General features: G+C 59.3%; 17 protein-coding genes. 14 read left to right on the top strand and 3 right to left on the bottom strand.

Features of this window, described 5'->3' with window-relative positions; genetic code table 11:
• Window positions 1-5 precede the first annotated feature (5 nt).
• Genes tssE through tssB form a run of 3 tightly spaced genes read right to left on the bottom strand, consistent with a single transcriptional unit; the run spans window position 6 to window position 2436 of the window.
• Window positions 6-422 carry a type VI secretion system baseplate subunit TssE gene (gene tssE, locus KGA81_RS27870; RefSeq protein ID WP_108216851.1) on the bottom strand — a complete coding sequence of 139 codons (417 nt, stop codon included), beginning with the start codon at window positions 420-422 and terminating at the stop codon, window positions 6-8.
• Window positions 423-1895, bottom strand: a complete 1473-nt coding sequence (gene tssC, locus KGA81_RS27865) for a type VI secretion system contractile sheath large subunit (protein ID WP_223550539.1) — start codon at window positions 1893-1895, stop codon at window positions 423-425.
• Between the two features lie 37 nt (window positions 1896-1932).
• A complete protein-coding gene (gene tssB, locus KGA81_RS27860) occupies window positions 1933-2436 on the bottom strand; it encodes a type VI secretion system contractile sheath small subunit (RefSeq protein WP_223550507.1) in 504 nt (167 codons plus the stop codon).
• 456 nt (window positions 2437-2892) lie between these two features.
• Between tssB and KGA81_RS27855 the strand changes: the two genes are divergently transcribed.
• The 14 genes from KGA81_RS27855 (at window position 2893) to KGA81_RS27790 (ending at window position 22860) form a co-directional block, all read left to right on the top strand.
• On the top strand, window positions 2893-3426 hold the full coding sequence (locus tag KGA81_RS27855) for a type VI secretion protein (protein ID WP_263293483.1): 534 nt from the start codon (window positions 2893-2895) through the stop codon (window positions 3424-3426).
• Window positions 3414-4832 (top strand): type VI secretion system protein TssA, encoded by a 1419-nt coding sequence (gene tssA, locus KGA81_RS27850; RefSeq protein WP_223550503.1) that lies wholly within the window; start codon window positions 3414-3416, stop codon window positions 4830-4832. The genes KGA81_RS27855 and tssA overlap by 13 nt, the downstream gene beginning before the upstream one ends.
• A gap of 5 nt (window positions 4833-4837) precedes the next feature.
• The gene (locus KGA81_RS27845; protein ID WP_223550501.1) at window positions 4838-7360 is read left to right on the top strand and encodes a type VI secretion system Vgr family protein; all 2523 of its coding nucleotides are present in this window, start codon (window positions 4838-4840) and stop codon (window positions 7358-7360) included.
• Window positions 7357-9153 (top strand): esterase/lipase family protein, encoded by a 1797-nt coding sequence (locus KGA81_RS27840; protein ID WP_223550499.1) that lies wholly within the window; start codon window positions 7357-7359, stop codon window positions 9151-9153. Before KGA81_RS27845 ends, KGA81_RS27840 begins: the two co-directional genes overlap by 4 nt.
• Window positions 9141-10394 carry a T6SS immunity protein Tli4 family protein gene (locus KGA81_RS27835; RefSeq protein ID WP_223550497.1) on the top strand — a complete coding sequence of 418 codons (1254 nt, stop codon included), beginning with the start codon at window positions 9141-9143 and terminating at the stop codon, window positions 10392-10394. The genes KGA81_RS27840 and KGA81_RS27835 overlap by 13 nt, the downstream gene beginning before the upstream one ends.
• Window positions 10391-10585 (top strand): hypothetical protein, encoded by a 195-nt coding sequence (locus tag KGA81_RS27830; RefSeq protein WP_223463500.1) that lies wholly within the window; start codon window positions 10391-10393, stop codon window positions 10583-10585. The genes KGA81_RS27835 and KGA81_RS27830 overlap by 4 nt, the downstream gene beginning before the upstream one ends.
• Window positions 10582-12378: an esterase/lipase family protein gene (locus KGA81_RS27825; protein ID WP_223550496.1), complete on the top strand. Its 1797-nt coding sequence runs from the start codon at window positions 10582-10584 to the stop codon at window positions 12376-12378. The genes KGA81_RS27830 and KGA81_RS27825 overlap by 4 nt, the downstream gene beginning before the upstream one ends.
• Window positions 12366-13619: a T6SS immunity protein Tli4 family protein gene (locus tag KGA81_RS27820; RefSeq protein WP_223550495.1), complete on the top strand. Its 1254-nt coding sequence runs from the start codon at window positions 12366-12368 to the stop codon at window positions 13617-13619. Before KGA81_RS27825 ends, KGA81_RS27820 begins: the two co-directional genes overlap by 13 nt.
• 116 nt (window positions 13620-13735) lie before the next feature.
• Window positions 13736-14893 carry a T6SS immunity protein Tli4 family protein gene (locus KGA81_RS27815; protein ID WP_223550492.1) on the top strand — a complete coding sequence of 386 codons (1158 nt, stop codon included), beginning with the start codon at window positions 13736-13738 and terminating at the stop codon, window positions 14891-14893.
• Window positions 14890-15084, top strand: a complete 195-nt coding sequence (locus tag KGA81_RS27810) for a hypothetical protein (RefSeq protein ID WP_223550490.1) — start codon at window positions 14890-14892, stop codon at window positions 15082-15084. The genes KGA81_RS27815 and KGA81_RS27810 overlap by 4 nt, the downstream gene beginning before the upstream one ends.
• A complete protein-coding gene (locus tag KGA81_RS27805; protein ID WP_223550488.1) occupies window positions 15081-16886 on the top strand; it encodes an esterase/lipase family protein in 1806 nt (601 codons plus the stop codon). Before KGA81_RS27810 ends, KGA81_RS27805 begins: the two co-directional genes overlap by 4 nt.
• Window positions 16874-18106, top strand: a complete 1233-nt coding sequence (locus tag KGA81_RS27800) for a T6SS immunity protein Tli4 family protein (protein ID WP_223550486.1) — start codon at window positions 16874-16876, stop codon at window positions 18104-18106. Before KGA81_RS27805 ends, KGA81_RS27800 begins: the two co-directional genes overlap by 13 nt.
• Window positions 18107-18194: 88 nt before the next feature.
• Window positions 18195-21815: a type VI secretion system membrane subunit TssM gene (gene tssM / locus KGA81_RS27795; RefSeq protein ID WP_223550484.1), complete on the top strand. Its 3621-nt coding sequence runs from the start codon at window positions 18195-18197 to the stop codon at window positions 21813-21815.
• 10 nt (window positions 21816-21825) lie between these two features.
• Complete coding sequence (locus tag KGA81_RS27790; RefSeq protein WP_223550483.1) at window positions 21826-22860, top strand: hypothetical protein; 1035 nt, start codon at window positions 21826-21828, stop codon at window positions 22858-22860.
• Window positions 22861-23519: the final 659 nt, after the last annotated feature.

The raw sequence follows: 23519 nt of genomic DNA, 5'->3' as shown, positions 1-23519 counted from the left end.
CATCCTCATTTCACCCGGGTGTAGCCGTCGCGGCCATGCATGGCCACCTCGATCTGCACCTGTTCTTCCTTGTGGTTGACCTGCACCTGGCAATCCAGGCGAAAGTTCAGCTCCAGCGGCAAATCCGGGTCGGGCTGATAACGCACGCCCGTGACCTTGATGCGCGGTTCAAACGCCTCCACCGAGCGCCGGATATCGGCACTGATGGCCACCACCAAATCACTGCTGGCCTGGGTAACCCCATTGAAATCGCGCAGGCCCAGTTCAGGGCTGCTTTGCGAGCAGCCCTGGCGTGAGTTGAGCACCTGTTCCAGGTGGCGTTTGATCGCCTCGACACGCTGGCGCGCTTGTTCATCCGCACTGCCGGGGCGGTAGCGCGGTGCGTCGGCTTCCAGGCGCTCGAACAGGCTGGTGCCGCGCACCTATTGGGTGTCCAGCCGACCGACCAGGGAGATCTCGAAGTTGGCGCCCATGTACTTGAAGTGCGGGCGCACCGCCAACGACACCTGGTACCAGCCTGGATCGCCCGCCACGTCCTGCACGACGATTTGCGCGGCGCGCAAGGGGCGACGGCTGCGCACATCGGACGACGGGTTTTCCTGATCGGCGATGTACTGTTTGAGCCAGGTGTTCAACTCACGTTCCAGGTCCTGGCGTTCCTTCCAACTGCCGATCTGCTCGCGTTGCAGCACCTTGATGTAGTGGGCCAGGCGATTGACGATAAACAGGTAGGGCAACTGGGTGCCGAGCTTGTAGTTGGTCTGGGCTTCCTGGCCTTCGCGGGTCTTGGGGAAGTTTTTCGGTTTCTGTATTGAATTGGCGGAGAAGAACGCGGCGTTGTCGCTGTCCTTGCGCATGGTCAGGGGAATAAAACCGGCTTCGGCCAGCTCGAATTCCTTGCGATCGGAAATCAGCACTTCGGTAGGAATCTTCGCCTGCAATTGGCCGAGGGATTCGTACAGGTGCACCGGCAAATCGTCCACCGCGCCGCCGGACTGCGGGCCGATGATGTTCGGGCACCAGCGGTAGCGGGCGAAGCTGTCGGTGATGCGCGAGGCCATCAGGAACGCGGTGTTGCCCCACAAGTAATTGTCGTGGTTACCGTCGACGGTTTCGTTATAGCCGAAGCTGCGAATCGGGTTCTCCAAACCGTCGTATGGCGAACGCAGCAGGAAGCGCGGCAGCGTCGCGGCGATGTATTTGGAGTCTTCCATCTCACGCAGGCTGCGCCATTTGGTATGGCCGGGCCCTTCAAAAATGTCGCTGACTTCCTTGACCGACGGCAGGTCCTGATAGCTCTTGAGGTTGAAGAACTCAGGACCGGCCGCCATGACGAAAGGGGCATGGGCCATGGCGCCCACGGAGGCGACGTAGCTCAACAGCTTCATGTCCGGGGATGACGGGCCGAAGGTGTAGTTGCCAATCATCGCCGCGATCGGCTCGCCACCGAACTGGCCGTAACCGGAGGTGTAGGCGTGCTTGTACAGGCCGCTGCGGGTGATATCGCCGGCGTTGTCGAAGTCGTCCAGCAGCTCTTCTTTGGTGACATGCAGCATTTCCAGCTTGATGTTCTCGCGAAAATCCGTGCGATCCACCAGCAGCTTCAGCCCACGCCACGCCGACTCCAGTTGCTGGAACTGCGGCTGATGCAGGATCACGTCCATCTGCTTGCTCAACGCACGGTCGATCTCGGCAATCATCTGGTCGACCCGGTGCTTGTTGACCGGCTGCTGATGGTCGCCGCTTTGCAGGATTTCGCTGATGAACACAGCCACGCCTTGGCGGGCGACTGCGTAGCCTTCCTGGGAGGGGCGAATGGTGGTATTGGCCAGCAGTTGGTCGAGCAACGACGTTGGTTCGTCAGCCACCAATACTTGGGCGACGGCGCTTTCCATAGGCATGGGGAGTACTCCGTTGAGAAGGGCGTTCAAGTCAATTTGTTGGCGCTTCGAGCACCAGGTTCAACTCGCTGGCCAGGCGTTGGCGAGCGGTTTCATCGGTCAGCATGTTCTGCAGGTGTTTGCGAAAGGCGGGGACGTTGCCCATAGGGCCTTTGAGCGCAACTAAGGCTTCACGCAGTTCCAGCAACTTGTTCAACTCCGGTACTTGGCGGGCGAGCGCGTCGGGGCCGAAGTCATTGATGTTTTTGAATTGGAGTTGCACGTTCAAGTCGGTGTCTTGGTCGTTGTTGAGAACAGACGGAACCGCCATGACCAGAGAAATTTCGGCTTTGGTCAGTACTTCATTGAACGTGTCTTTATCTATTCGAACGGATTGCCGGTCTTCCAGGGCGGTTAGTTCGCCGTGGCCTTTGAAGTCGCCGGTGATTAACAACTTCAGAGGTAGCTCAACTTCAGCCTGTTGGTCGCCCGTGGCCGGGACGTACTTGATGTTGACGCGTTCTTTGGGGGCGACAGAACCCTGAGTTTTCGACATGGGAATAATCCTTTTCGTAAGGTCGGCGTATTAGAACCGGCTATTGCAAGATTTGTCATGTAGGACGACGTGGACGCGATTCGTAGGGTTTTGGTGTAGGAAGTAGTAGTACTTTCATATTTTCCTACGTGAGTTGTAGAAACATCTGATAGATGCCTCTCTCTATTCGGTTTTAGTGGTGTGATATTCGTTTTTTGCTTGCCTTGCCGTTGATCTCAGGGGATGCTCTTAAAGTTAATAGTTGAACTCGAAGTTAAAGATCGTTAGTTCGAAAACTTAAGAAAAATGTCCGGTTTGGATTTTGACGAGACATATCAGGAGATGTTGATGCGCGACGGATGGCGAGGGTGGAAATGGGGACTTTGTCTAACGGTGGTGGCTGTAATAGATGCGCAGGCGACGACACAAGATTGCCCTTCCATCGTCTCCCCCTTGAAGCGCCTGGAGTGTTTTGATTTGGCCGCTGGTACGCCCATCCATCACGCACCGGCGGCACCACGCGCCGTTGGCCGGGTACTGCCGATTGTCGATCTGGTACAGCGCAATGAAGCCAAGCGTCCACCCGAGGATCAGCGTTTTCTTTTGTCGTCGTTTCCTGAGCCGGACAATGAGCAGCAGCAACGGCTGGTGATCTCCGCCCCGGCGTTGGGCGCGTTGCCGCCTCGGCCTTACCTGGCCATCAGTTGCGAATCGAAAATCTCCCGCTTGCAACTGGTGCTGGATGAGCCAGCCAAGCCCAACAGAATTCGCATCCAGCTGTTCAAGGATGAGCGCCCGGTCTCCGACGCCTATCAATGGCAGGTGCTGGACGACGCCGGCCTGGTGGTCGACGCCGGACGCGGGCTACAGGCTATTTCCCTATTGCGCAACTTGGGCGGCGGCCAGCGCCTTCGACTCGAGAGCGACTATCCCAGGCTGCACGGCCTGGTGTTTGACGCCGAAGGCCTGGGCGAACTGATCGAGCAGGAGCGTCAAGTATGTCGCTGGTAATCGACGTGCCGGCGGACACCGTCAAGCTGTTGCTGACACCCATCGAGCCCGAGCAACCCGCCGGCCATTTCGATGTGGAGGACGAAACCTACCAGGCCATCGACCAGGAAATGGTCAAGCTCGGCGGCTTGCGCGAGAGCGATATCGACTGGCCGTATATCGACGAAGCCTCCCGTCAATACCTGGCGATCCAGTGCAAGCACTGGCGCATCGTCGCCCATCTGCATGTGGTTTGGCTGCGCACCCGGCAATGGGCACGTTGGGCCGATGCCTTGGGCTTGTTGGCCGGCATGGTGGAACTGTATTGGGACAGTGCCTACCCCAAGCCCGGCCCCACCGGCTACCTGAACAAACGCAAACAGGTACAGCGTCTGTTGAGCGACATGGTGCAGGTGTTGCCGACCCTGGAGCGCAGCAGTTTTGAACCGGCCTATCAAGCTGCGGCGGAACTGGCCCTGGCAAATCTGCAACGCTGTGCCGAAAGCGCCAAGCTCGACCCCGCGCCACTGGATGCGTTGCAACGCCAGTTGGATAAATACAGCGAGCCAGTCGTCGCCATTGAGCCCACTCGTGCGGCCACCTCCGGCAGCGTTCTGGATTCAGCCTTTTTTTCCAGCCCCAAACCGCAAGCGCCGAGCAATGAGCGCGAACAACGCCGCGCAGTGTTGAACATGGCCGAGCAGATCAACCAGCAAGACCCTTACGACCCTACCGGCTACCAATTGCGACGCTTCGGCCTGTGGTCGCATTTGCGCACCGCGCCGCCCATCACCCGCGACCGTCGCACCGAATTGACCGCCGTGCCCAAGGACATCGTCGACGGCTACCAGGACGCGCTGAACCACAACGCCATTGACCCGAACCTGCTGCTGCGTATCGAAAAAAGCGTCTGCGCCTCGCCGTATTGGCTGCGCGGCAGTTACCTGGCCGCCCACGTCGCCTCGCGCCTGGCGATGGAGGAAGTGGCCGCAGCCATTCGTCAGACCTGTGAGCGTTTTGTCTGCCGTTTGCCGGCGCTACTGGAGTTGTGTTTCAGCGATGGCACGCCGTTCGTGGATGCGCAAACCCAGGCCTGGATCAGCGGTGCCGACCAGGCGCAAACCACCGGCAGCCCGGTGCAGGAATACGCCGGCCTGCGCGACGAACTGGCCGCGCAGCTCAATACCGAAGGCGTGGAAGTGGTGTTGCTGCGTCTGCAAGAACTGCACGCCACCCATGACGCCCCACGCCAGCGCAGCTATGCCACGGTGATTGCCGCCGACTTGCTGGCCTCGCGTGGCCTGTCGTGGCTGGCGGATGACCTGTACGCGAGCGTTGCGCGGTTGATGCGCGATACCACGGCGCAGGGGTGGGAGCCGGAGTTGTACCGGAAGGTTGCAACCGTTATCAGTGACAGTAAGGACTAGCTGCGATGCCCCGCCAAATTGACTTGCGTTTCACCTTCGAGCCTTTGAAGGGCGACGCCTTCGACGTGGTTTCATTCACGCTTGAAGAGGGCCTGTCCCGGCCGTTCAAACTCGAACTGGAACTGGCCAGCCACAACGCCGCCATCGACTTCAATCGGGTGCTCGACCTGGCGGGGCTGTTCACCCTCTGGCGTGGCGAGACTCCGGTGCGTTACGTCCATGGCCTGGTGAGCCTGTTCACCCAGGGCGACACCGGCTTTCGTCGCACCCGCTACACCGCCGTGGTCGAACCGACCCTGGCGCGTTTCGACCTGCGTTCCAACTGGCGGATTTTCCAGGGCCAGACCGTGCCCGACATCATCACCAGCGTGCTCACCGAGCAAAAGCTCACCGACATTCGCAGCGAAATCTGCTTCGAACACCAACCCCGCGAGTACTGCGTACAGGCCGGCGAAACCGACCTCGACTTCATCGCCCGCCTGGCCGCCGAAGAAGGCCTGCTCTACACCTTCGAACACCGCGCCGACGGCCACACCCTCGTCCTTACCGACCGCGTCGGTGGCCTCGGCACCATTGGCACCCACACCGATTGCCCGGTGATCTACCAGCCCATGGGTGGTGGCGATTCCATGGAACCGGCGTTGACCCGCTTCCACTACACCGAACAAGTGCGCACCGCACGCCAGGTGCAGCGCGACTACACCTTCACCCATCCGTACTACAACCAGCAGCACACCGCCACCGGCGATCAGGACCTGAACAACCAGCACAAGGACTACGAACGCTTCGACTATCCCGGCCGCTACAAACGCGACATCGCCGGCAAGCCCTTTACCAAGACCCGCCTGGCCGCCCTGCGCAACGACGCCAAGCTGGCTCATTTGGAAGGCGATGATGCCCGCCTGCAACCGGGGTTGGCCTTCGACCTGAACGACCATCCCCGCGAAGACTTCAACGACCGCTGGCGCACCATCGCCATCACCCACGCAGGCAAACAACACAGCAGCCTGGAGGAAGAAGCGTTCGGCAGCGGCAGCGGCACGTCCTACGAGATGCAGGCCACAGCCATTCGCTGGACCTCGGACTGGAAAGCCCCATTGCGTGACAAACCCTGCATCGACGGCCCGCAGATCGCAACGGTAGTCGGCCCGCCAGGGGAAGAGATTTATTGCGATGAATGGGGCCGGGTCAAGGTGCAGTTCCCGTGGGACCGTTCGGACAAGAACAACGATCAAAGTTCGTGCTGGATCCGTGTGGCCCAAGGCTGGGCCGGTGCGACCTGGGGCGCCATGGCCGTGCCGCGGGTCAATCAGGAACTGATCATCAGCTTCCTGGATGGCGACCCTGACCAGCCGATCGCCACGGGCCGCGCCTACCGCGAGACCAATCTGCCGCCCTATGAACTGCCTAAGCTCAACGCCGTAGCGACGACCAAAAGTCGCGAGTTCAAGGGTACACGAGCCAACGAGTTGCGCATTGACGACACCACTGCGCAAATCAGCGCGGCGCTAATGAGTGATCACGAACATAGCGCGCTACATCTGGGTTACCTCACTCATCCACGCCACTATGGCGGCGGTAAACCTAGAGGGGAAGGTTTTGAGTTGCGTACGGATGGTCACGGCGCATTGCGCGCAGCAAAAGGTTTATTGCTGACCGCTGAAGCTCAACTGAAGGCCGGTGCGGGTCAACTGGAACGCCAGCAGGTGATCGAGGTGTTGCAAGCCGCCCTGACATTGGCCAAACAGCTGGGAGCATCTGCCGAAAATGCCCAAGGAATTGCCCAGGATTCGCAGCCGCAACAGTCCCTGACTGATGCCGTGAATGCGTTGGGCCATGGTGCCAATGATCAGGCCAATAGCTCCGGCAATGGCACGCAACCCATCATCGCGTTAAGTGGGCCTGCCGGCATCGCTGCCGCGACGTCCCGCAGTATTGCCATGGGTGCAGGCGAGCACATCGACAGCGTGGCGCAACAAAATCAGCAACTCACCGCCGGCAGGAAAGTGGTGATCAATGCAGGCGATGAACTCGGACTGTTTGCCCAGGGTGGCGACATGCGCCATATCGCCCATAACGGCCAGCTGCTGTTGCAGGCCCAGCACAACAGCATCCATGTGCAAGCGGATCAAAGCGTGGAAATCAGCGCCAGCCAGCAACACGTGCTGGTGGCGGCGGACAAGCACATCACCCTGTTGTGCGGTGGGGCTTATATCAAGATGCAGGGCGGCAATATCGAACTGGGCATGCCCGGCGATTTCACGGTGAAGGCCGCGAACAAGCGCTTCCTCGACCCAAGCCATGCCTCCACGCAATTCAATAGCTGGCCCAGCACCTCGTTCAACGAGCGCTTCCAAACCTTTTTCCCGGACGGTCAACCCATCCGCAACCGCGCCTACGCCTTGGTCCGCAAAGACGGCGCACGGTTCGAAGGGCGCAGCGATGGCGAAGGCTTCGTCACCCTGCAACAGGGCATGACGCTGGAAGGGCTTGTACTGGAATGGCTTGAACACGGAGACCCCGCATGACCGATAACCCGACGGCGCCGCGTATTGCGCCCATGACCTACAACGCGCGCGGTAACCCGGTGCACACCTGGACCCTGACGCCCAGCCATATCACCGACCCGGTGCACTGCATATTGCCGCCGGATGGGGTGCTGCCGGTGATTTTTGTGCCGGGGATCATGGGGTCGAATTTGGAGAGTAAGCCGGAGAAAGGGAAGAAAAATAAGAAGGCGGGTCCCGTCTGGCGGTTGGATGCGGGGTTCATGGGTAAGAATATGTGGTTGGCCCTGAACTGGATGAACAAAAAGGCTGGCATACGACAGCAACTGTTGCATCCGGCCAGGGTGGAGGTCGACAACAAAGGTGCTGTGCCGAAACGTGCTGCCGGCACGGTTTTAGTGCCGCCAGAGAGGGACAAGAAAAAAACAATCTTGGCCCTGACCAAACGCTACGAAGAACGTGGCTGGGGCGAAGTCAGCGAAACCAGTTATCACGCTTTTCTGCTTTGGCTGGAAGACACCCTGAACAGCCAGTTCCTGCCCCACCAATGGCCGCAATTCGACATCCGGCCGGAGCATTTGCACACCGTCGCCGTCGAGCCAGGGCCTACGCACATCACCCGGTTAAAACCTGAAATCCCCATCGCCATGCCGGGATTGGGCGCCAACCTCGCCAGCCAGTTGCCGTCGATACTTTCGGACGAGTTGGTGGCGCGTGGCGGCTACCGCATGCCGGTGCATGCCTGTGGTTACAACTGGCTGGACTCCAACGAACAGGCCGCGTCCAGACTGGCCAAGCGCATTGACGAGCTGATGCACCAGTACGGCCGCAATTGCCAGCAGGTGATTCTGGTGACGCATTCCATGGGTGGATTGGTCGCACGTCGATGCGCCCAATTGCCTGGTATGGCCGACAAAATCGCTGGAGTGGTGCATGGCGTGATGCCTGCTACGGGGGCGCCGGTCGCCTATCGCCGCTGCAAGGTGGGCATGAGCGACGAAGACCCCATTGCCGGTGCGGTGATTGGCCCGACCGGCCAGGAAGTTACGGCGGTGTTTGCGCAGGCACCCGGTGCCTTGCAATTGCTGCCCACCCAGGATTACGCCCCGGGTTGGCTGCGGCTGATCGACGAGCGAGGCGGGCCGGCCATGCCACGCCAGCCGGAAAAGGACCCTTACGAAGAGATTTATCTGCGCCGTGACCGTTGGTGGGGATTGCTGCGCGAAGAATGGTTGGCGCCGAAGGATGGGGATCCGATCACATGGGAGATATTTGCAGGCAACATTATGAAAGCAAAATCCTTTCATAAAGATATCAATGCCTCCTATCACCCTCAAACCTACGTCTACTACGGCAGCGACGACAAGCACCCCAGCTTCGAGTCCATCACCTGGAAAATGACCCGTGGGGCCAACGTCAATGGTCCCCACGGGTCACGCCCCGACAGCTTGACGGTTTCCAATCTGCAGATGCATCAGGTCAGGGATGACGGCCGCAGCCCTGTGTATGTCGGCGGCCATGAGCAACCCATACCGCCCATGCGTGGCGATCCCGATGCGCCCGTCAAAACCGTGCAGACCAGCTATTGGGAGCTGCATTGCAAAATGCAGGACGGCTCCGGCGACGGCACCGTACCGGTCAGTTCGGGCAGCGCGCCGATAAAACAGGCGCGCAACGGTGGCGTTCGCCAGCAAATCAAGGCGCCCGGCTTTGATCATGAGGCGTCCTATGCCAACCCGTTAACCCAGCAATTCACCCTCTATTCACTCATCAAAATTGCAGCGAAAGCCAAGAGACCCCTATGCGTCAGCTGACTGTTTTTTTTGCATGCCTGGTGCTGGGCTCCCTCTCCGGCTGTACAGCTTTCCAACAACCCAGCGAACAGGAGAAACACAACGTGAGCGAAATGACTACCGACATGCGCATCTGGTCGCTGGGCCGAGGCTTGATTGATTTGCCTGCGAATTGGAATGGAGGCGGGGATGTAAAGCTCTATTACGGTCTGGGCGCCGATCATTCCTCCGTCGAGGTGCGTGTATTGGGCGAAGGCGTGACGCAGGAGCGCTTTGATGCCGCTTTGAATGAGCGGACCCGTCGAATTGCAGCGGTCAAAAATTATAAGCAGGGAAATGCCCCGATGTTAGTGTCGGTAAAAAAAGCAGATGGGCAGAGTAAATTACTACAGTACTACGAGAGCACTGAGCTTCCGGACTGGTTCGTTCATGAGGCTCACCTGTTGATTGATGATGTCTACGTCATGCTCCGCGCCGACTCATTCAATGGAAAGACCCAGCCCGTCGAAAACCGTCTGCTAAAACTCTCCAAGGAAATATTCAAGGTTGCACCGGAGAGTGCAGGTGCAGGCTTTGCGTTGGGGCCTATCGTAATCCGAAGTCATCACGATCAGGAAATCGCCAGCTTCGATTTTAGCCCGCCTGCTTCTGACGTATCGCTGAACATCTACATCAACGCGCTCTCACCTGATAACAAAGAACGCTTGCACGTCCGCACCCAAAAAGACACGCAAATATTTCTCGCCGGCGATTACGAAAATCTGCGCGCTGGAAAAATCATGTTGGCCGGCATGCAAGCCGAAGAGTCCCTGATCGGCTTCAGCGATGACACTCACCGTCAAATACTCTTCGTGAGCGAAAACTACCGGGACAATCCCTCGCTGGCTCGGCCTGGTATGAGCATCCGCTTGTCGGCAGGCGGCATGAAAGGAGAGCCAGATGATCCCGATGAGCCCGAAGACCTCGTCCGCTGGACCCTGCCCCAATTCGCCAACAAAGGTTACGACCTGCCGCTCTGGCAACAACCTGCTTCACCAGACCCCGTCAATCCGTCCCTCACCGACTACGAAGCCATGGCCGTGTGGGATGCAATCCTCAAGTCCGTGCGCATCCGCTACGGCGCAGTCGCGCCCAAGCCGGACCCTTGGGCGAACGACCGTGGCCCAACGGCCGAGGAGGCTGCCGAAAACAAACGCATCCTCGATGAGTTCATCGCCAGTTTTGAAAAGCGCAAACCGTCACCCGGGGATAAAGATCAATGATCAGCGCCTGCCGATCTTTTTGTAGCCGCATTCATCGCCAACCCATCCGCAACCGCGCCTACGCCTTGGTCCGCAAAGACGGCGCACGGTTCGAAGGGCGCAGCGATGGCGAAGGCTTCGTCACCCTGCAACAGGGCATGACGCTGGAAGGGCTTGTACTGGAATGGCTTGAAAAAGGAGACCCCGCATGACCGATAACCCGACGGCGCCGCGTATTGCGCCCATGACCTACAACGCGCGCGGTAACCCGGTGCACACCTGGACCCTCACGCCCAGCCATATCACCGACCCGGTGCACTGCATATTGCCGCCGGACGGGATATTACCGGTGATTTTTGTGCCGGGGATCATGGGGTCGAATTTGAAGAGTAAGCCGGAGAAAGGGAAGAAAAAGAAAAAGGCGGGGCCCATCTGGCGGTTGGATGCGGGATTTATGGGAAAGAACATGTGGTTGGCGAAAAACTGGATATTTAAAACGCCAGGCGAACGACAAAAAATTCTGCATCCGGTTCGTGCGGAAATTGACAAAGAAGGAGCCGTGCCTAAACGCGCCGTAGGTACGGTCATTACCCAGCCAGAGCCAGACAAGAAAAAGGCAGCCTTGGCCTTGACCAAACGCTATCGAGAGCGCGGCTGGGGCGAAGTCAGCGAAACCAGCTATCACGCTTTTCTGCTTTGGCTGGAAGACACCCTGAACAGCCAATTCCTGCCTCACCAATGGCCACAATTCGACATCCGGCCGGAGCACTTGCACACCGTCGCCGTCGAGCCTGGGCCTACGCACATCACCCGGTTAAAACCTGAAATCCCCATCGCCATGCCGGGATTGGGCACCAACCTCGCCAGCCAGTTGCCGTCGATACTTTCGGACGAGCTGATAGCGCGTGGCGGCTACCGCATGCCGGTGCATGCCTGTGGTTACAACTGGCTGGACTCCAACGAACAGGCCGCGTCCAGGCTGGCCAAGCGCATCGACGAGCTGATGCACCAGTACGGTCGCAATTGCCAGCAGGTGATTCTGGTGACGCATTCCATGGGTGGGCTGGTGGCGAGGCGATGCGCGCAACTGCCGGGCATGGCCGACAAAATCGCCGGTGTGGTCCATGGCGTGATGCCTGCCATCGGCGCGCCGGTCGCTTACCGCCGCTGCAAAGTCGGCATGAGCGACGAAGATCCCATTGCCGGTGCGGTGATTGGCCCGACCGGCCAGGAGGTCACCGCTGTCTTTGCGCAGGCGCCCGGAGCCTTGCAATTGCTGCCCACCCAGGATTACGCCCCGGGTTGGCTGCGGCTGATCGACGAGCGAGGCGGGCCGGCCATGCCGCGCCAGCCGGAAAAAGACCCATACGAAGAGATTTATCTGCGGCGCGACCGTTGGTGGGGATTGCTGCGCGAAGAGTGGTTGGCGCCGAAGGATGGGGATCCGATCACGTGGGAGACATTTGCGACAAACATAAAGAAAGCCAACAGCTTCCATCAACACATTGCTGGGTCATACCACCCGCAAACCTATGTTTACTACGGCAACGACGACAAACACCCCAGCTTCGAATCCATCACCTGGGAAATGCGCCGCGGCTCTCGCCTCAATGGCCCCCATGCCTCAAGCCCCGATGCCTTCACGGTGTCCAGCCTGCAGATGCATGAAGTGCGCGACGACGGACGCAGCCCGTTGTACGTCGGCGGGCAAGCCGAGGCCGTGCCACCCCTGCGCGGTGATCCCGACGCGCCGGTCAGAACCGTGCAGACCAGCTATTGGGAATTGCACTGCCGCATGCAGGACGGCACGGGCGACGGCACCGTTCCGGTGAGTTCTGGCCGTGCGCCGATCAGGCAGGCACGCAAGGATTCGATCCGCCAGCAAGTCCAGGCACCCGGCTTCGATCATGAGGCGTCCTACGCCAATCCGTTAACCCAGCAATTCACCCTCTATTCCCTTATCAAAATCGCAGCGAAAGCCAAGAGGCCGCTATGCGCAGGTTGACCGCTTTTTTGACAGGCCTGCTGTTGGGGGCGGTCGCCGGGTGCACCGCCTTCAAACAGCCCAGTGAACAGGAGAAACAAACCGTGCACGAACTGACCAACAACATGCGCACCTGGGCCCTGGGCCGAGGCCTGATCGATCTGCCGGCCAACTGGACGGGTGGCGGGGATGTGAAGCTGTATTACGGGCTGGGGGCCGATCATTCATCCGTTGAAGTGCGGGTGTTGGGGGAGGGCGTGACGCAGGAGCGATTTGATGCGGCCTTGAATGAGCGGGCGCGTCGGATTGCGGCCGTAAAAAACTACAATCACTCCGATGTGTCGATGTTGGTTTCGGCGAAAATTGAAACGGCACAACATAAATTATTGCAGTACTACGAGAGCGTTGAGATTGCTGACTGGTTCGTGCATGAGTCCCATCTGCTGATTGGTGATGTCTACGTCATGCTTCGCGCGGACTCATTTGATGGGAATACCCAACCTGTACAAAACCGCCTGCTCAAGCTGTCGAAGGAAATCTTCAAAGTCACCCCCGAAAATGCCGGCGCGGGGTTTGCGCTTGGGCCGATTGTGATCCGCAGTCATCACGATCAGGAGATCGCCAGCTTCGAGTTCAGTCCGCCTGCTTCTGATGTCACGCTGGAGGTTTATGTCAACGCGCTATCGCCTAGCCAAACGAAAAGCATAAAGACGCGGACCGAGGAAGGCGCACGGGTTTTCCTCGCGGGTGACTATGAAAACCTGCGCACGAAGAAGATCACCCTCGCGGGAATGCCGGCGGAAGAATCCCTGATCGGCTTCAGCGACGACACTCACCGTCAAATCCTCTTCGGGGCCGAAATCTATCGTGAAAACCCCGCCCTGAATCGTCCAAGCATGAACTTCCGCATGTCGGCGGGAGGCATGAAAGCAGACCCGATTGATCCTGATGAGCCAGAGGATCTGGTGCGCTGGACGTTGCCCGAATTCGCCAACAATGGCTACGACCTGCCGCTCTGGCAGCAACCTGCTTCACCAGACCCCGTCAACCCCTCCCTCTCCGATTACGAAGCCATGGCCGTGTGGGATGCGATCCTCAAGTCCGTGCGCATGCGCCCCAACTCAGTCGCGCCTAAGCCGGACCCTTGGGCGAACGACCGTGGCCCAACGGCCGAGGAGGCTGCCGAAAACAAACGCATCCTCGATGAGTTCATCGCCAGCTTTGAAAAGCGCAAACCGTTTCCAGGGGACAAAGATCAATGATGAGCACCCCCCAGTCTCATCTGCGCAGGCGGCGCGTGTTTTTCACATGCTTGACGCTTGCGTTGCTCACGGGGTGCACCGCCTTCAAACAGCCCACCGAACAGGAGAAACAAACCGTGCACGAACTGACCAACAACATGCGCACCTGGGCGTTGGGCCGTGGGCTGATCGATCTGCCGGCCAACTGGACGGGTGGCGGGGATGTGAAGCTGTACTACGGATTGGGAGCTGATCACTCAAGCGTTGAGGTCTTGATCTTGGGGGAGGGCGTGACGCAGGAGCGATTTGATGCGGCCTTGCAGGAGCGGGCGCGTCGGATCTCGGCGGTTAAGAACTATAAGAATTCAGATGTGTCGATGCTGGTGTCGGCGAAAATGGCCTCACCCAGGGAAAAGTTGCTGCAGTACTACAAGCAAGCAACACGCCGCCAAACATTCGTTCATGAGTCTCATCTGCTGATCGATGACGTCTACGTCATGCTCAGAGCTCAATCCTACGACGGCGATACGGATCCCGTTCAAGCCCAACTATTAAAGCTGTCGAAGGAAATCTTCAAAGTCACCCCCGAAAATGCCGGCGCGGGGTTTGCGCTTGGGCCGATTGTGATCCGCAGCCACCACGATCAGGAGATCGCGACATTCAATTTTCGGCCTCCTGCTTCGGATGTGTCGCTGGAGGTTTATGTCAATGCGTTATCGCCTAGCCAAACGAAAAGCATAAAGACCCGGACCGAGGAGGGCGCAAGGGTTTTCCTCGCGGGTGACTATGAAAACCTGCGTACGAAGAAGATCACCCTCGCGGGAATGCCGGCGGAAGAATCCCTGATCGGCTTCAGCGACGACACCCACCGTCAAATCCTCTTCGGGGCCGAGACCTATCGTGAAAACCCCGCCCTGAATCGTCCAAGCATGAACTTCCGCCTGTCGGCGGGTGGGATAAAAAGAACTCCGATCAATCCTGACAAACCCAAGGACTTAGTTCGTTGGACCCTGCCCGAATTCGCCAACAAAGGCTACGAACTGCCGCTCTGGCAACAACCTGCTTCACCAGACCCCGTCAACCCCTCCCTCACCGATTACGAAGCCATGGCCGTGTGGGACGCGATCCTCAAGTCCGTGCGCATGCGCCCCAATTCAGTCGCGCCCAAGCCGGACCCTTGGGCGAACGACCGTGGCCCAACGGCCGAGGAGGCGGCCGAAAACAAACGCATCCTCGATGAGTTCATCGCCAGCTTTGAAAAGCGCAAACCGTCACCCGGGGATAAAGATCAATGATCAGCGCCTGCCGATCTTTTTGTAGCCGCATTCATCGCCAACCCATCCGCAACCGCGCCTACGCCTTGGTCCGCAAAGACGGCGCACGGTTCGAAGGGCGCAGCGATGGCGAAGGCTTCGTCACCCTGCAACAGGGCATGACGCTGGAAGGGCTTGTACTGGAATGGCTTGAACACGGAGACCCCGCATGACCGATAACCCGACGGCGCCGCGTATTGCGCCCATGACCTACAACGCGCGCGGTAACCCGGTGCACACCTGGACCCTCACGCCCAGCCATATCACCGACCCGGTGCACTGCATATTGCCGCCGGATGGGGTGCTGCCGGTGATTTTTGTGCCGGGGATCATGGGGTCGAATTTGGAGAGTAAGCCTGCTGAGCAGGAGAGCGAAGAGCAGGGAGAAGAGGGGGTACCCATCTGGCGGTTGGATGCGGGGTTCATGGGAAAGAACATGTGGTTGGCGAAAAACTGGATATTTAAAACACCAGGCGAACGTCAAAAAATTCTGCATCCGGTTCGTGCGGAAGTTGATAGAGAAGGAGCGGTGCCTAAACGCGCCGTAGGTACGGTCATTACCCAGCCAGAGCCAGACAAGAAAAAGGCAGCCTTGGCCTTGTCCAAACGCTATCGAGAACGTGGCTGGGGCGAAGTCAGCGAAACCAGCTATCACGCTTTTCTGCTTTGGCTGGAAGACACCCTGAACAGCCAATTCCTGCCTCACCAATGGCCGCAATTCGACATCCGGCCGGAGCACTTGCACACCGTGGCCGTCGAGCCTGGGCCTACGCACATCACCCGGTTAAAACCTGAAATTCCCATCGCCATGCCGGGATTGGGCGCCAACCTCGCCAGCCAGTTGCCGTCGATACTTTCGGACGAGCTGGTGGCGCGTGGCGGCTACCGCATGCCGGTGCATGCCTGTGGTTACAACTGGCTGGACTCCAACGAACAGGCCGCGTCCAGGCTGGCCAAGCGCATCGACGAGCTGATGCACCAGTACGGTCGCAATTGCCAGCAGGTGATTCTGGTGACGCATTCCATGGGTGGGCTGGTGGCGAGGCGATGCGCGCAACTGCCGGGCATGGCCGACAAAATCGCCGGTGTGGTCCATGGGGTGATGCCTGCCATCGGCGCGCCGGTCGCTTACCGCCGCTGCAAAGTCGGCATGAGCGACGAAGACCCCATTGCCGGTGCGGTGATTGGCCCGACCGGCCAGGAGGTCACCGCTGTGTTTGCGCAGGCGCCCGGTGCCTTGCAATTGCTGCCCACCCAGGATTACGCCCCGGGTTGGCTGCGGCTGATCGACGAGCGAGGCGGGCCGGCCATGCCGCGCCAGCCGGAAAAAGACCCCTACGAAGAGATTTATCTGCGACGCGACCGTTGGTGGGGATTGCTGCGCGAAGAGTGGTTGGCGCCGAAGGATGGGGATCCGATCACGTGGGAGACATTTGCGACAAACATAAAGAAAGCCAACAGCTTCCATCAACACATTGCTGGGTCATACCACCCTCAAACCTATGTTTACTACGGCAACGACGACAAACACCCGAGCTTCGAATCCATCACCTGGGAAATGCGACGCGGGTCTCGTCTCAATGGCCCCCATGCCTCAAGCCCCGATGCCTTTACGGTGTCCAGCCTGCAGATGCATGAGGTGCGCGACGACGGACGCAGCCCGTTGTACGTCGGCGGGCAAGCCGAGGCCGTGCCACCCCTGCGCGGTGATCCCGACGCGCCGGTCAGAACCGTGCAGACCAGCTATTGGGAGCTGCACTGCCGCATGCAGGACGGCGCGGGCGACGGCACCGTTCCGGTGAGTTCTGGTCGTGCGCCGATCAGGCAGGCACGCAAGGATTCGATCCGCCAGCAAGTCCAGGCGCCCGGCTTCGATCATGAAGCGTCGTACGCCAATCCGTTAACCCAGCAATTCACTCTTTACTCCCTCATCAAAATCGCAGCGAAAGCCAAGAGGCCGCTATGCGCAGGTTGACCGCTTTTTTTACAGGCCTGCTGTTGGGGGCGGTCGCCGGGTGCACCGCCTTCAAACAGCCCACCGAACAGGAGAAACAAACCGTGCACGAACTGACCAGCAACATGCGCACCTGGGCGCTGGGCCGTGGCCTGATCGATCTGCCGGCCAACTGGAGTGGCGGTGGGGATGTGAAGCTGTATTACGGGCTGGGTGCCGATCATTCATCCGTTGAAGTGCGGGTGTTGGGGGAGGGCGTGACGCGGGAGCGATTTGATGCGGCCTTGAATGAGCGGGCGTGTCGGATTGCGGCCGTAAAAAACTACAATCACTCCGATGTGTCGATGTTGGTTTCAGCAAGGCGTGAAACCCCACAGAAGATATTCCTGCAGTATTTTGAGAGCACCGAAGTCCCAGACACCTTCGTGCACGAACTCCACCTATTGGTCGATGATGCCTACGTCATGCTCCGTGCCGAGTCCTACAACGGCAATACCGCCCCTGTTGAAAGGCGCCTCTTAAAGCTGTCGAAGGAAATCTTCAAAGTCACCCCCGAAAATGCCGGCGCGGGGTTTGCGCTTGGGCCGATTGTGATCCGCAGCCACCACGATCAGGAGATCGCGACATTCAATTTTCGGCCTCCTGCTTCGGATGTGTCGCTGGAGGTTTATGTCAATGCGTTATCGCCTAGCCAAACGAAAAGCATAAAGACCCGGACCGAGGAGGGCGCAAGGGTTTTCCTCGCGGGTGACTATGAAAACCTGCGTACGAAGAAGATCACCCTCGCGGGAATGCCGGCGGAAGAATCCCTGATCGGCTTCAGCGACGACACTCACCGTCAAATCCTCTTCGGGGCCGAAATCTATCGTGAAAATCCCGCCCTGAATCGTCCAAGCATGAATTTTCGTATGTCGGCGGGTGGGATAAAAAGAACTCCAATCAATCCTGACAAACCCAAGGACTTAGTTCGCTGGACCCTCCCCCAATTCGCCAACAAAGGCTACGAACTGCCGCTCTGGCAACAACCCGCTTCACCAGACCCCGTCAACCCCTCCCTCACCGATTACGAAGCCATGGCCGTGTGGGACGCGATCCTCAAGTCCGTGCGCATGCGCCCCAACTCAGTCGCGCCCAAGCCGGACCCTTGGGCGAACGACCGTGGCCCAACGACCGAGGAGGCTGCCGAAAACAAACGCATCCTCGATGAGTTCATCGCCAGCTTTGAAAAGCGTAAGCCATGACCATGGGCGTGGCGTTAGCGGGAGCAAAAAGGAACACGTTCATGCCGTCTGTAGGCAACGAATTCTATAAATACGCTAGGAGCGATTCATGAAAACGGTCTGGAGTTACCTCAAACGCTGGGGCCTGCCGCTGCTGCGCCAGTTCAATCAGGCGCTACCCGTACTGGTGCTGCTGGGCGTGGTGTTCTTGCTGATCGCCATCTGGTGGCTGGGGCCACAGTGGACCTGGCGTGAGCACCAGCCGCTGGCCGACTTGGCGATGCGGGTCTCGGCCAGTGTGGTGGTGATCGTAGCGCCGCTGCTGGTCTGGGCGTGGCGTGTGCGGGAGCGTTACCAGCGTTTGCAGGTCGAACGCCAACATGAGGTTGCCCTACAAGCCGACCCCTGCCTGCCTTATGTCGAAGCGCAGGAGCGGGCTCTGGATCGCAGCCTGGGCAACCTGCTGAACAATATGGAGCGCCGCCGTTCGCTCTATCAACTGCCGTGGTACCTGGTGATGGGCGAGGAGAACGCGGGCAAGACCAGCCTGATCACGCGCTCCAACCAGAGCTTTGCTTTATCCCATGTGACCAAGGCCGGGGTCAGGGTGCACCAGGAAGAGCAACTGGCCTATCCGGTGGATTGGTGGATCGGTGACGAGGCGGTGTTGATCGATCCTCCGGGGGAATTTCTCAGCCACCCGGAGTCGACGGCCAGTGATGAGGAGCAGTCGGGCGCGGAGGGCAAGGTCAAACCGGTGCTGCCCACTGGCGCCCATGCGCGCCTTTGGTCGCATCTGCTCGACTGGCTGACGCGCAACCGCAGCCGTCGGGCATTGAACGGCGTGGTGCTGGTGATCGATGTGCAGGCCTTGTTGGCGCAACGTCCCGAACAACGCAAGGCCCACGCCAACCTGCTGCGCACCCGGCTGTTTGAGCTGACGCGGCAATTGGGCACGCGCCTGCCGGTGTACGTGACGCTGAGCAAGTTCGACCTGCTGGAAGGTTTCGAAGAGTTCTTCGCCCGCTTGTCGCGCAGTGGGCGCGAAGACCTGTTGGGCTTCACCTTCAGCCTGGACGCGGTGGATGATTTCGATGCTTGGCTGGCGGAACTGACACGCCAATACCAGGCCTTTGTCGTCTGCCTGAGCGAGCAAGTTTTCGACGGCGTCAGGGAGTCGTGCACATTGTTTGAGCGCGATCGCTTGCAGGCGCTGGCGCACCAGGTGGCGGGCCTGCGCCCGGCGCTGTTTGGCTTCTTGAGCGAAATGCTTGGCAGCGATCGTTTCACCACCCCGGCGTTGGTGCGCGGGCTGTATTTCTCCTCGGTGCTTCAGAAGGGCACCCTGAGCAACGCTTTCGTCAAAGAAGCGGGGCAAGCCTATCAACTGCCGCCACCGCCACTCGAGGTCAAACCGGCCGGGGGCACGGCGATTTACTTTGCCCAGCAACTGTTCCAGCGAGTGATTTACCCCGAAGCGGGGCTGGCGGGCGACAACATCAAGGTGGCCCGCAGCAAACGGCGGCTGCTGATCGCAGGGTTCAGCGTCGCGTCCCTCGGGTGTTTAGTGACCATCGGCACCTGGCAGTTTTACTTCAACATCAACCGCGACAAAGCGGCCACCGTATTGGCCAAGAGCCAGGAGTTCAGTGAGCGGGACATCGACGCCAAGGTCGACACCACCGGCCGCAACTTGCTGGTGCCGCTGGACCAGATTCGCGATGCAGTGCTGGTCTACGGCGACTATCGCCAAGCGTGGCCGTTGTTGTCGGATATGGGGCTGTATCAGGGGAGGGCGATCGGCCCCACCGTGGATAAGGCGTACCTGAATCTGCTGTCCAAGCGCTTCCTGCCGGCGATTGCCAGCGGTGTGCTGGATGCGATCAATACCGCGCCTGCGGGCAGCAATCAGCAACTGGCAGCCTTGCGCGTCTACCGCATGCTTGAAGAGCGGCAAAACCGCCGCCCGGCCATTGTCGAAGAGTGGGTCGCCAAGCAGTGGCAGCGCGCCTATCCAGGCCAGGGTCAATTGCAGGTCGATCTGATGGGCCACCTGGGCTACGCACTGAAATACGCCGACGCCGACCTGCCGCATTACCGTGAACGCATTGCCCAGGTGCAACAGCAATTGCGCCAGTTGCCCATGGCCGAACGGGTCTACATGAGCCTGAAACAGGACGCTCTGGAGCGCTTGCATCGCCCGCTGGACCTGCGCAATGAGGTCGGCCCAGCGTTCGATATCGTTTACCGCCCGCTGAACACCGATCAAGAGGGCAGCGGCCTGCAGTTGCCACCGCTGCTTACCGCCAAGGGCTTCAAGGACTACTTCGAGCCCGGCACCGACGGCATCATCGAACTGGCCATGATCGACCAATGGGTGCTCGGCGAACGGCAGCGCCTGGACTACTCCGATGAAGACCGCAAAATTCTGACCCAGCGCATTCGCGCCCTGTACAGCGCCGACTATGTGGACAGCTGGCGGCGGGCACTGAATCAGTTCGCGGTCACCGATTTCGGCGACCTCAGCCACGGTGTGGCCGTGTTGGAACAAGTCACCGGCCCGGCCGCACCGCTGCGGCGCCTACTGGAAACCTTGCGCGACAACAGCGTGATTTACCCGGCCGTGCCTTTGGCCGAAGGACAAGCACCGCTGGCGCTGGACAAGGTATCGGACGGCCAACAGCAGGCCGCTGGTATTCGGCGCGCGTTCTCCAGCCTGGCCGAACTGATCACCGCGCAAGGCGAACAGCCGTCCTATTACGAAGAAACCCTGCGCTCAGTCAGCGCCGTCTACGACTATGCCAAGGCCGTGCACGACAATCCCGACCCCGGTAAAGCCGCCCTTAAAACCGTGCTCAATCGCTTCTCCCTGGGCGGTGCCGACCCGATCGCCAACCTGCAACGCGTCGCCGTGGGTCTGCCCGAACCGCTGAACCAACAGGTCAAAAAGCTCGCCGACCAGACCTCGCAGGTGCTGGTGATTGCCGCCCTGCGCGAGCTGGAGAAACGCTGGGACAGTGAGATCTATAGCTTCTACCGCGACCGCCTGGCGGGCCGTTACCCGTTCAAGGCCAGCGGCGAGGACGCCTCGCTGGAGGACTTTGAGGCGTTCTTTGGTCCACAAGGGCGCCTGCAGCAATTCCACGATCAGTACCTGAACGTGTTCCTCAAGGACAACCTCGATGTGCTGTACTCCGACAGCCTCGGCGGCTACCTGGTGCGCAGTGACGTGCTGGAACAGCTGAAAAAGGTCGAGCGCATCCGCGACACCTTCTTCAACCATCGCGGCCACCTGGCCGTGCAACTCACCATCGAACCCCTGGCCCTGAGCGCCACCCGCCTGAGCAGCATGCTCAGCGTTGATGGCCAACTCATCCCTTACCAACACGGCGCGCCGCAACGCACCGGGCTGGTGTGGCCCAACAGCCTGGGCAACACCAATGGCAGCCAACTGACCCTGGTGCACAGCACCGGCAACACCGCCAGCCTGAGCTATCGCGGGCCGTGGTCGTTGTTCCGCCTGCTCAGTCGCGGGCACCTCAATGGAAGAACCGACACCAGCGTGGACCTGACCTTTTCTGTCGCCGAGGGACTGATGCGTTATCGGATTGGGGCGGAGAAGGCTAACAACCCGATTACCCAGCGCAGTTTTGAGGGATTTGTGTTGCCGAGGACGTTGCTGGAAGAGCGCGGCAGAAAAAAAGCTACTGACAGCGTCACGCAACGGTAAGGAGTTCCGCATGATGGATAAGACCGATCGAGTCCGCAGCTTGAACTATTCGACTCAGGCCCTGGAGCAATTGGAAGTGTGCCTGCCTTTGCTGAGCCAGAACCTTCCCGGTATTCGTATGGCCCACACGTTTGTAGCGAAGCAACTGCATGACAGCGTGAAGTTCCTGCTACCCAACTGTGCCGAGTTGGTCGACATGAGCGAGCTGCGCCAGGCGCATGTCGATATGGCTCGCCTGCCGTATCCAGTGGTAGCCCTTGAAGCCCCCTGGGTCTGGCCGGACGGAGCCGGTGGTAACAAGCACGGTGGCATCCGCTCATCCAAGCGTATCGCCCTGTGCTTGACCATGTCCCCGGAAGTCGCCAATTGGTTGCCGGATACCCGGGGCTTCCTACAGGAAGAGCACGGCGGGGTGATCGTTATCCCGCTGTACTGGGAGGATCGTACCGGGCTTTGGAAGCTGCCCATGGGCGGCGCCTTTGTGCCCCATGACAACGAAGTCAGTGACTACTCCCCTGGCGAGGCCGGCCTGACCAATCAGCTATTGACCGAACCCTACATCGCCGCCGGGTTGCCGCTAAGCAAACTGCGCCAGTTTCGCGTATCGCCGTTCCTGCTGTTGCCGGAGATTGCAGCAGAAGCGCTGGAACACTCTTGCGGAGCAGAGGTGGCCGCGAGAGTCCTGTCCGATACCCGTGATGAAGTATCAATGCTGTTGCAGACAGGCGTGGTGCTCAACTGCGCCAATGTCACCACAGCAGAGATCGCCGCACCGAAGTTGATCAATCGCAAGCGCCAGGGAAAAGGAAAGCCGCCGTTCTTCAGCTATCGCGTACTTCAGATCAGCGCTCCACGTGCAACCGGCACTTCAAGTGGCGGTGGACAGCATGCTTCGCCGCGCGCGCATCTGCGGCGTGGGCATGTTCGAAGGTTGGAGGAGAAGACTGTGTGGGTACGGCCGGCGATGGTTAATGCTGGGGCAGCGGCGGCGGTTGGGCAGGTGGAGAAAGAGTACTCCATCACACCCATGGTTTCCGGTGGCTAGGCGTGTGTTGTGGGGGAGAGCACTTTGCTTGGGAAACAGCTCGAATAGTAGCTGCATGATGATCGGCGCAGCAGAATACCCAAGTCTGCGCTGCGAGCATGGGCTTAAGCTAATTCTGATTTTTCACTCAAATACCTGCCCCAATGCTCCATCATGACCCGACGCTCTTCGAAAAGGTCTCCCCGCGCATAGGCTGCCTCGATGCTTTATGTAGATGCTAGGGGTTTTCATGGTGGCGGCCCAGGCGCTTTGGCAGGGGAAAGAATTTTCAGGCAGGGGGGTTGACCACGCTTTTTAATACTGTACTATTCGCCTCCCGCTAACGAGCAGCTTGATGTTGTTCTTGGCTTAAGTAGTTGATTTTGTTGAAAAATCAGAAACTTTTAAGGTTGCAATTTGAAATGATGCGCTGTAAGATGCGCGCCTCGGTTGAGACGAAAGCTCTTAACCAACCGCTCTTTAACAACTGAATCAAGCAATTCGTGTGGGTGCTTGTGGAATCAGACTGCTAGTCAACAGATTATCAGCATCACAAGTTACTCCGCGAGAAATCAAAGATGTAACCAACGATTGCTGAGCCAAGTTTAGGGTTTTCTCAAAACCCAAAGATGTTTGAACTGAAGAGTTTGATCATGGCTCAGATTGAACGCTGGCGGCAG

It is taken from the genome of Pseudomonas sp. A-B-19 (assembly GCF_019947515.1).
Taxonomy (GTDB): domain Bacteria; phylum Pseudomonadota; class Gammaproteobacteria; order Pseudomonadales; family Pseudomonadaceae; genus Aquipseudomonas.
Note: the sequence above shows the minus strand (reverse complement) of the source record. Positions and strands in the feature narration are given on the sequence as shown.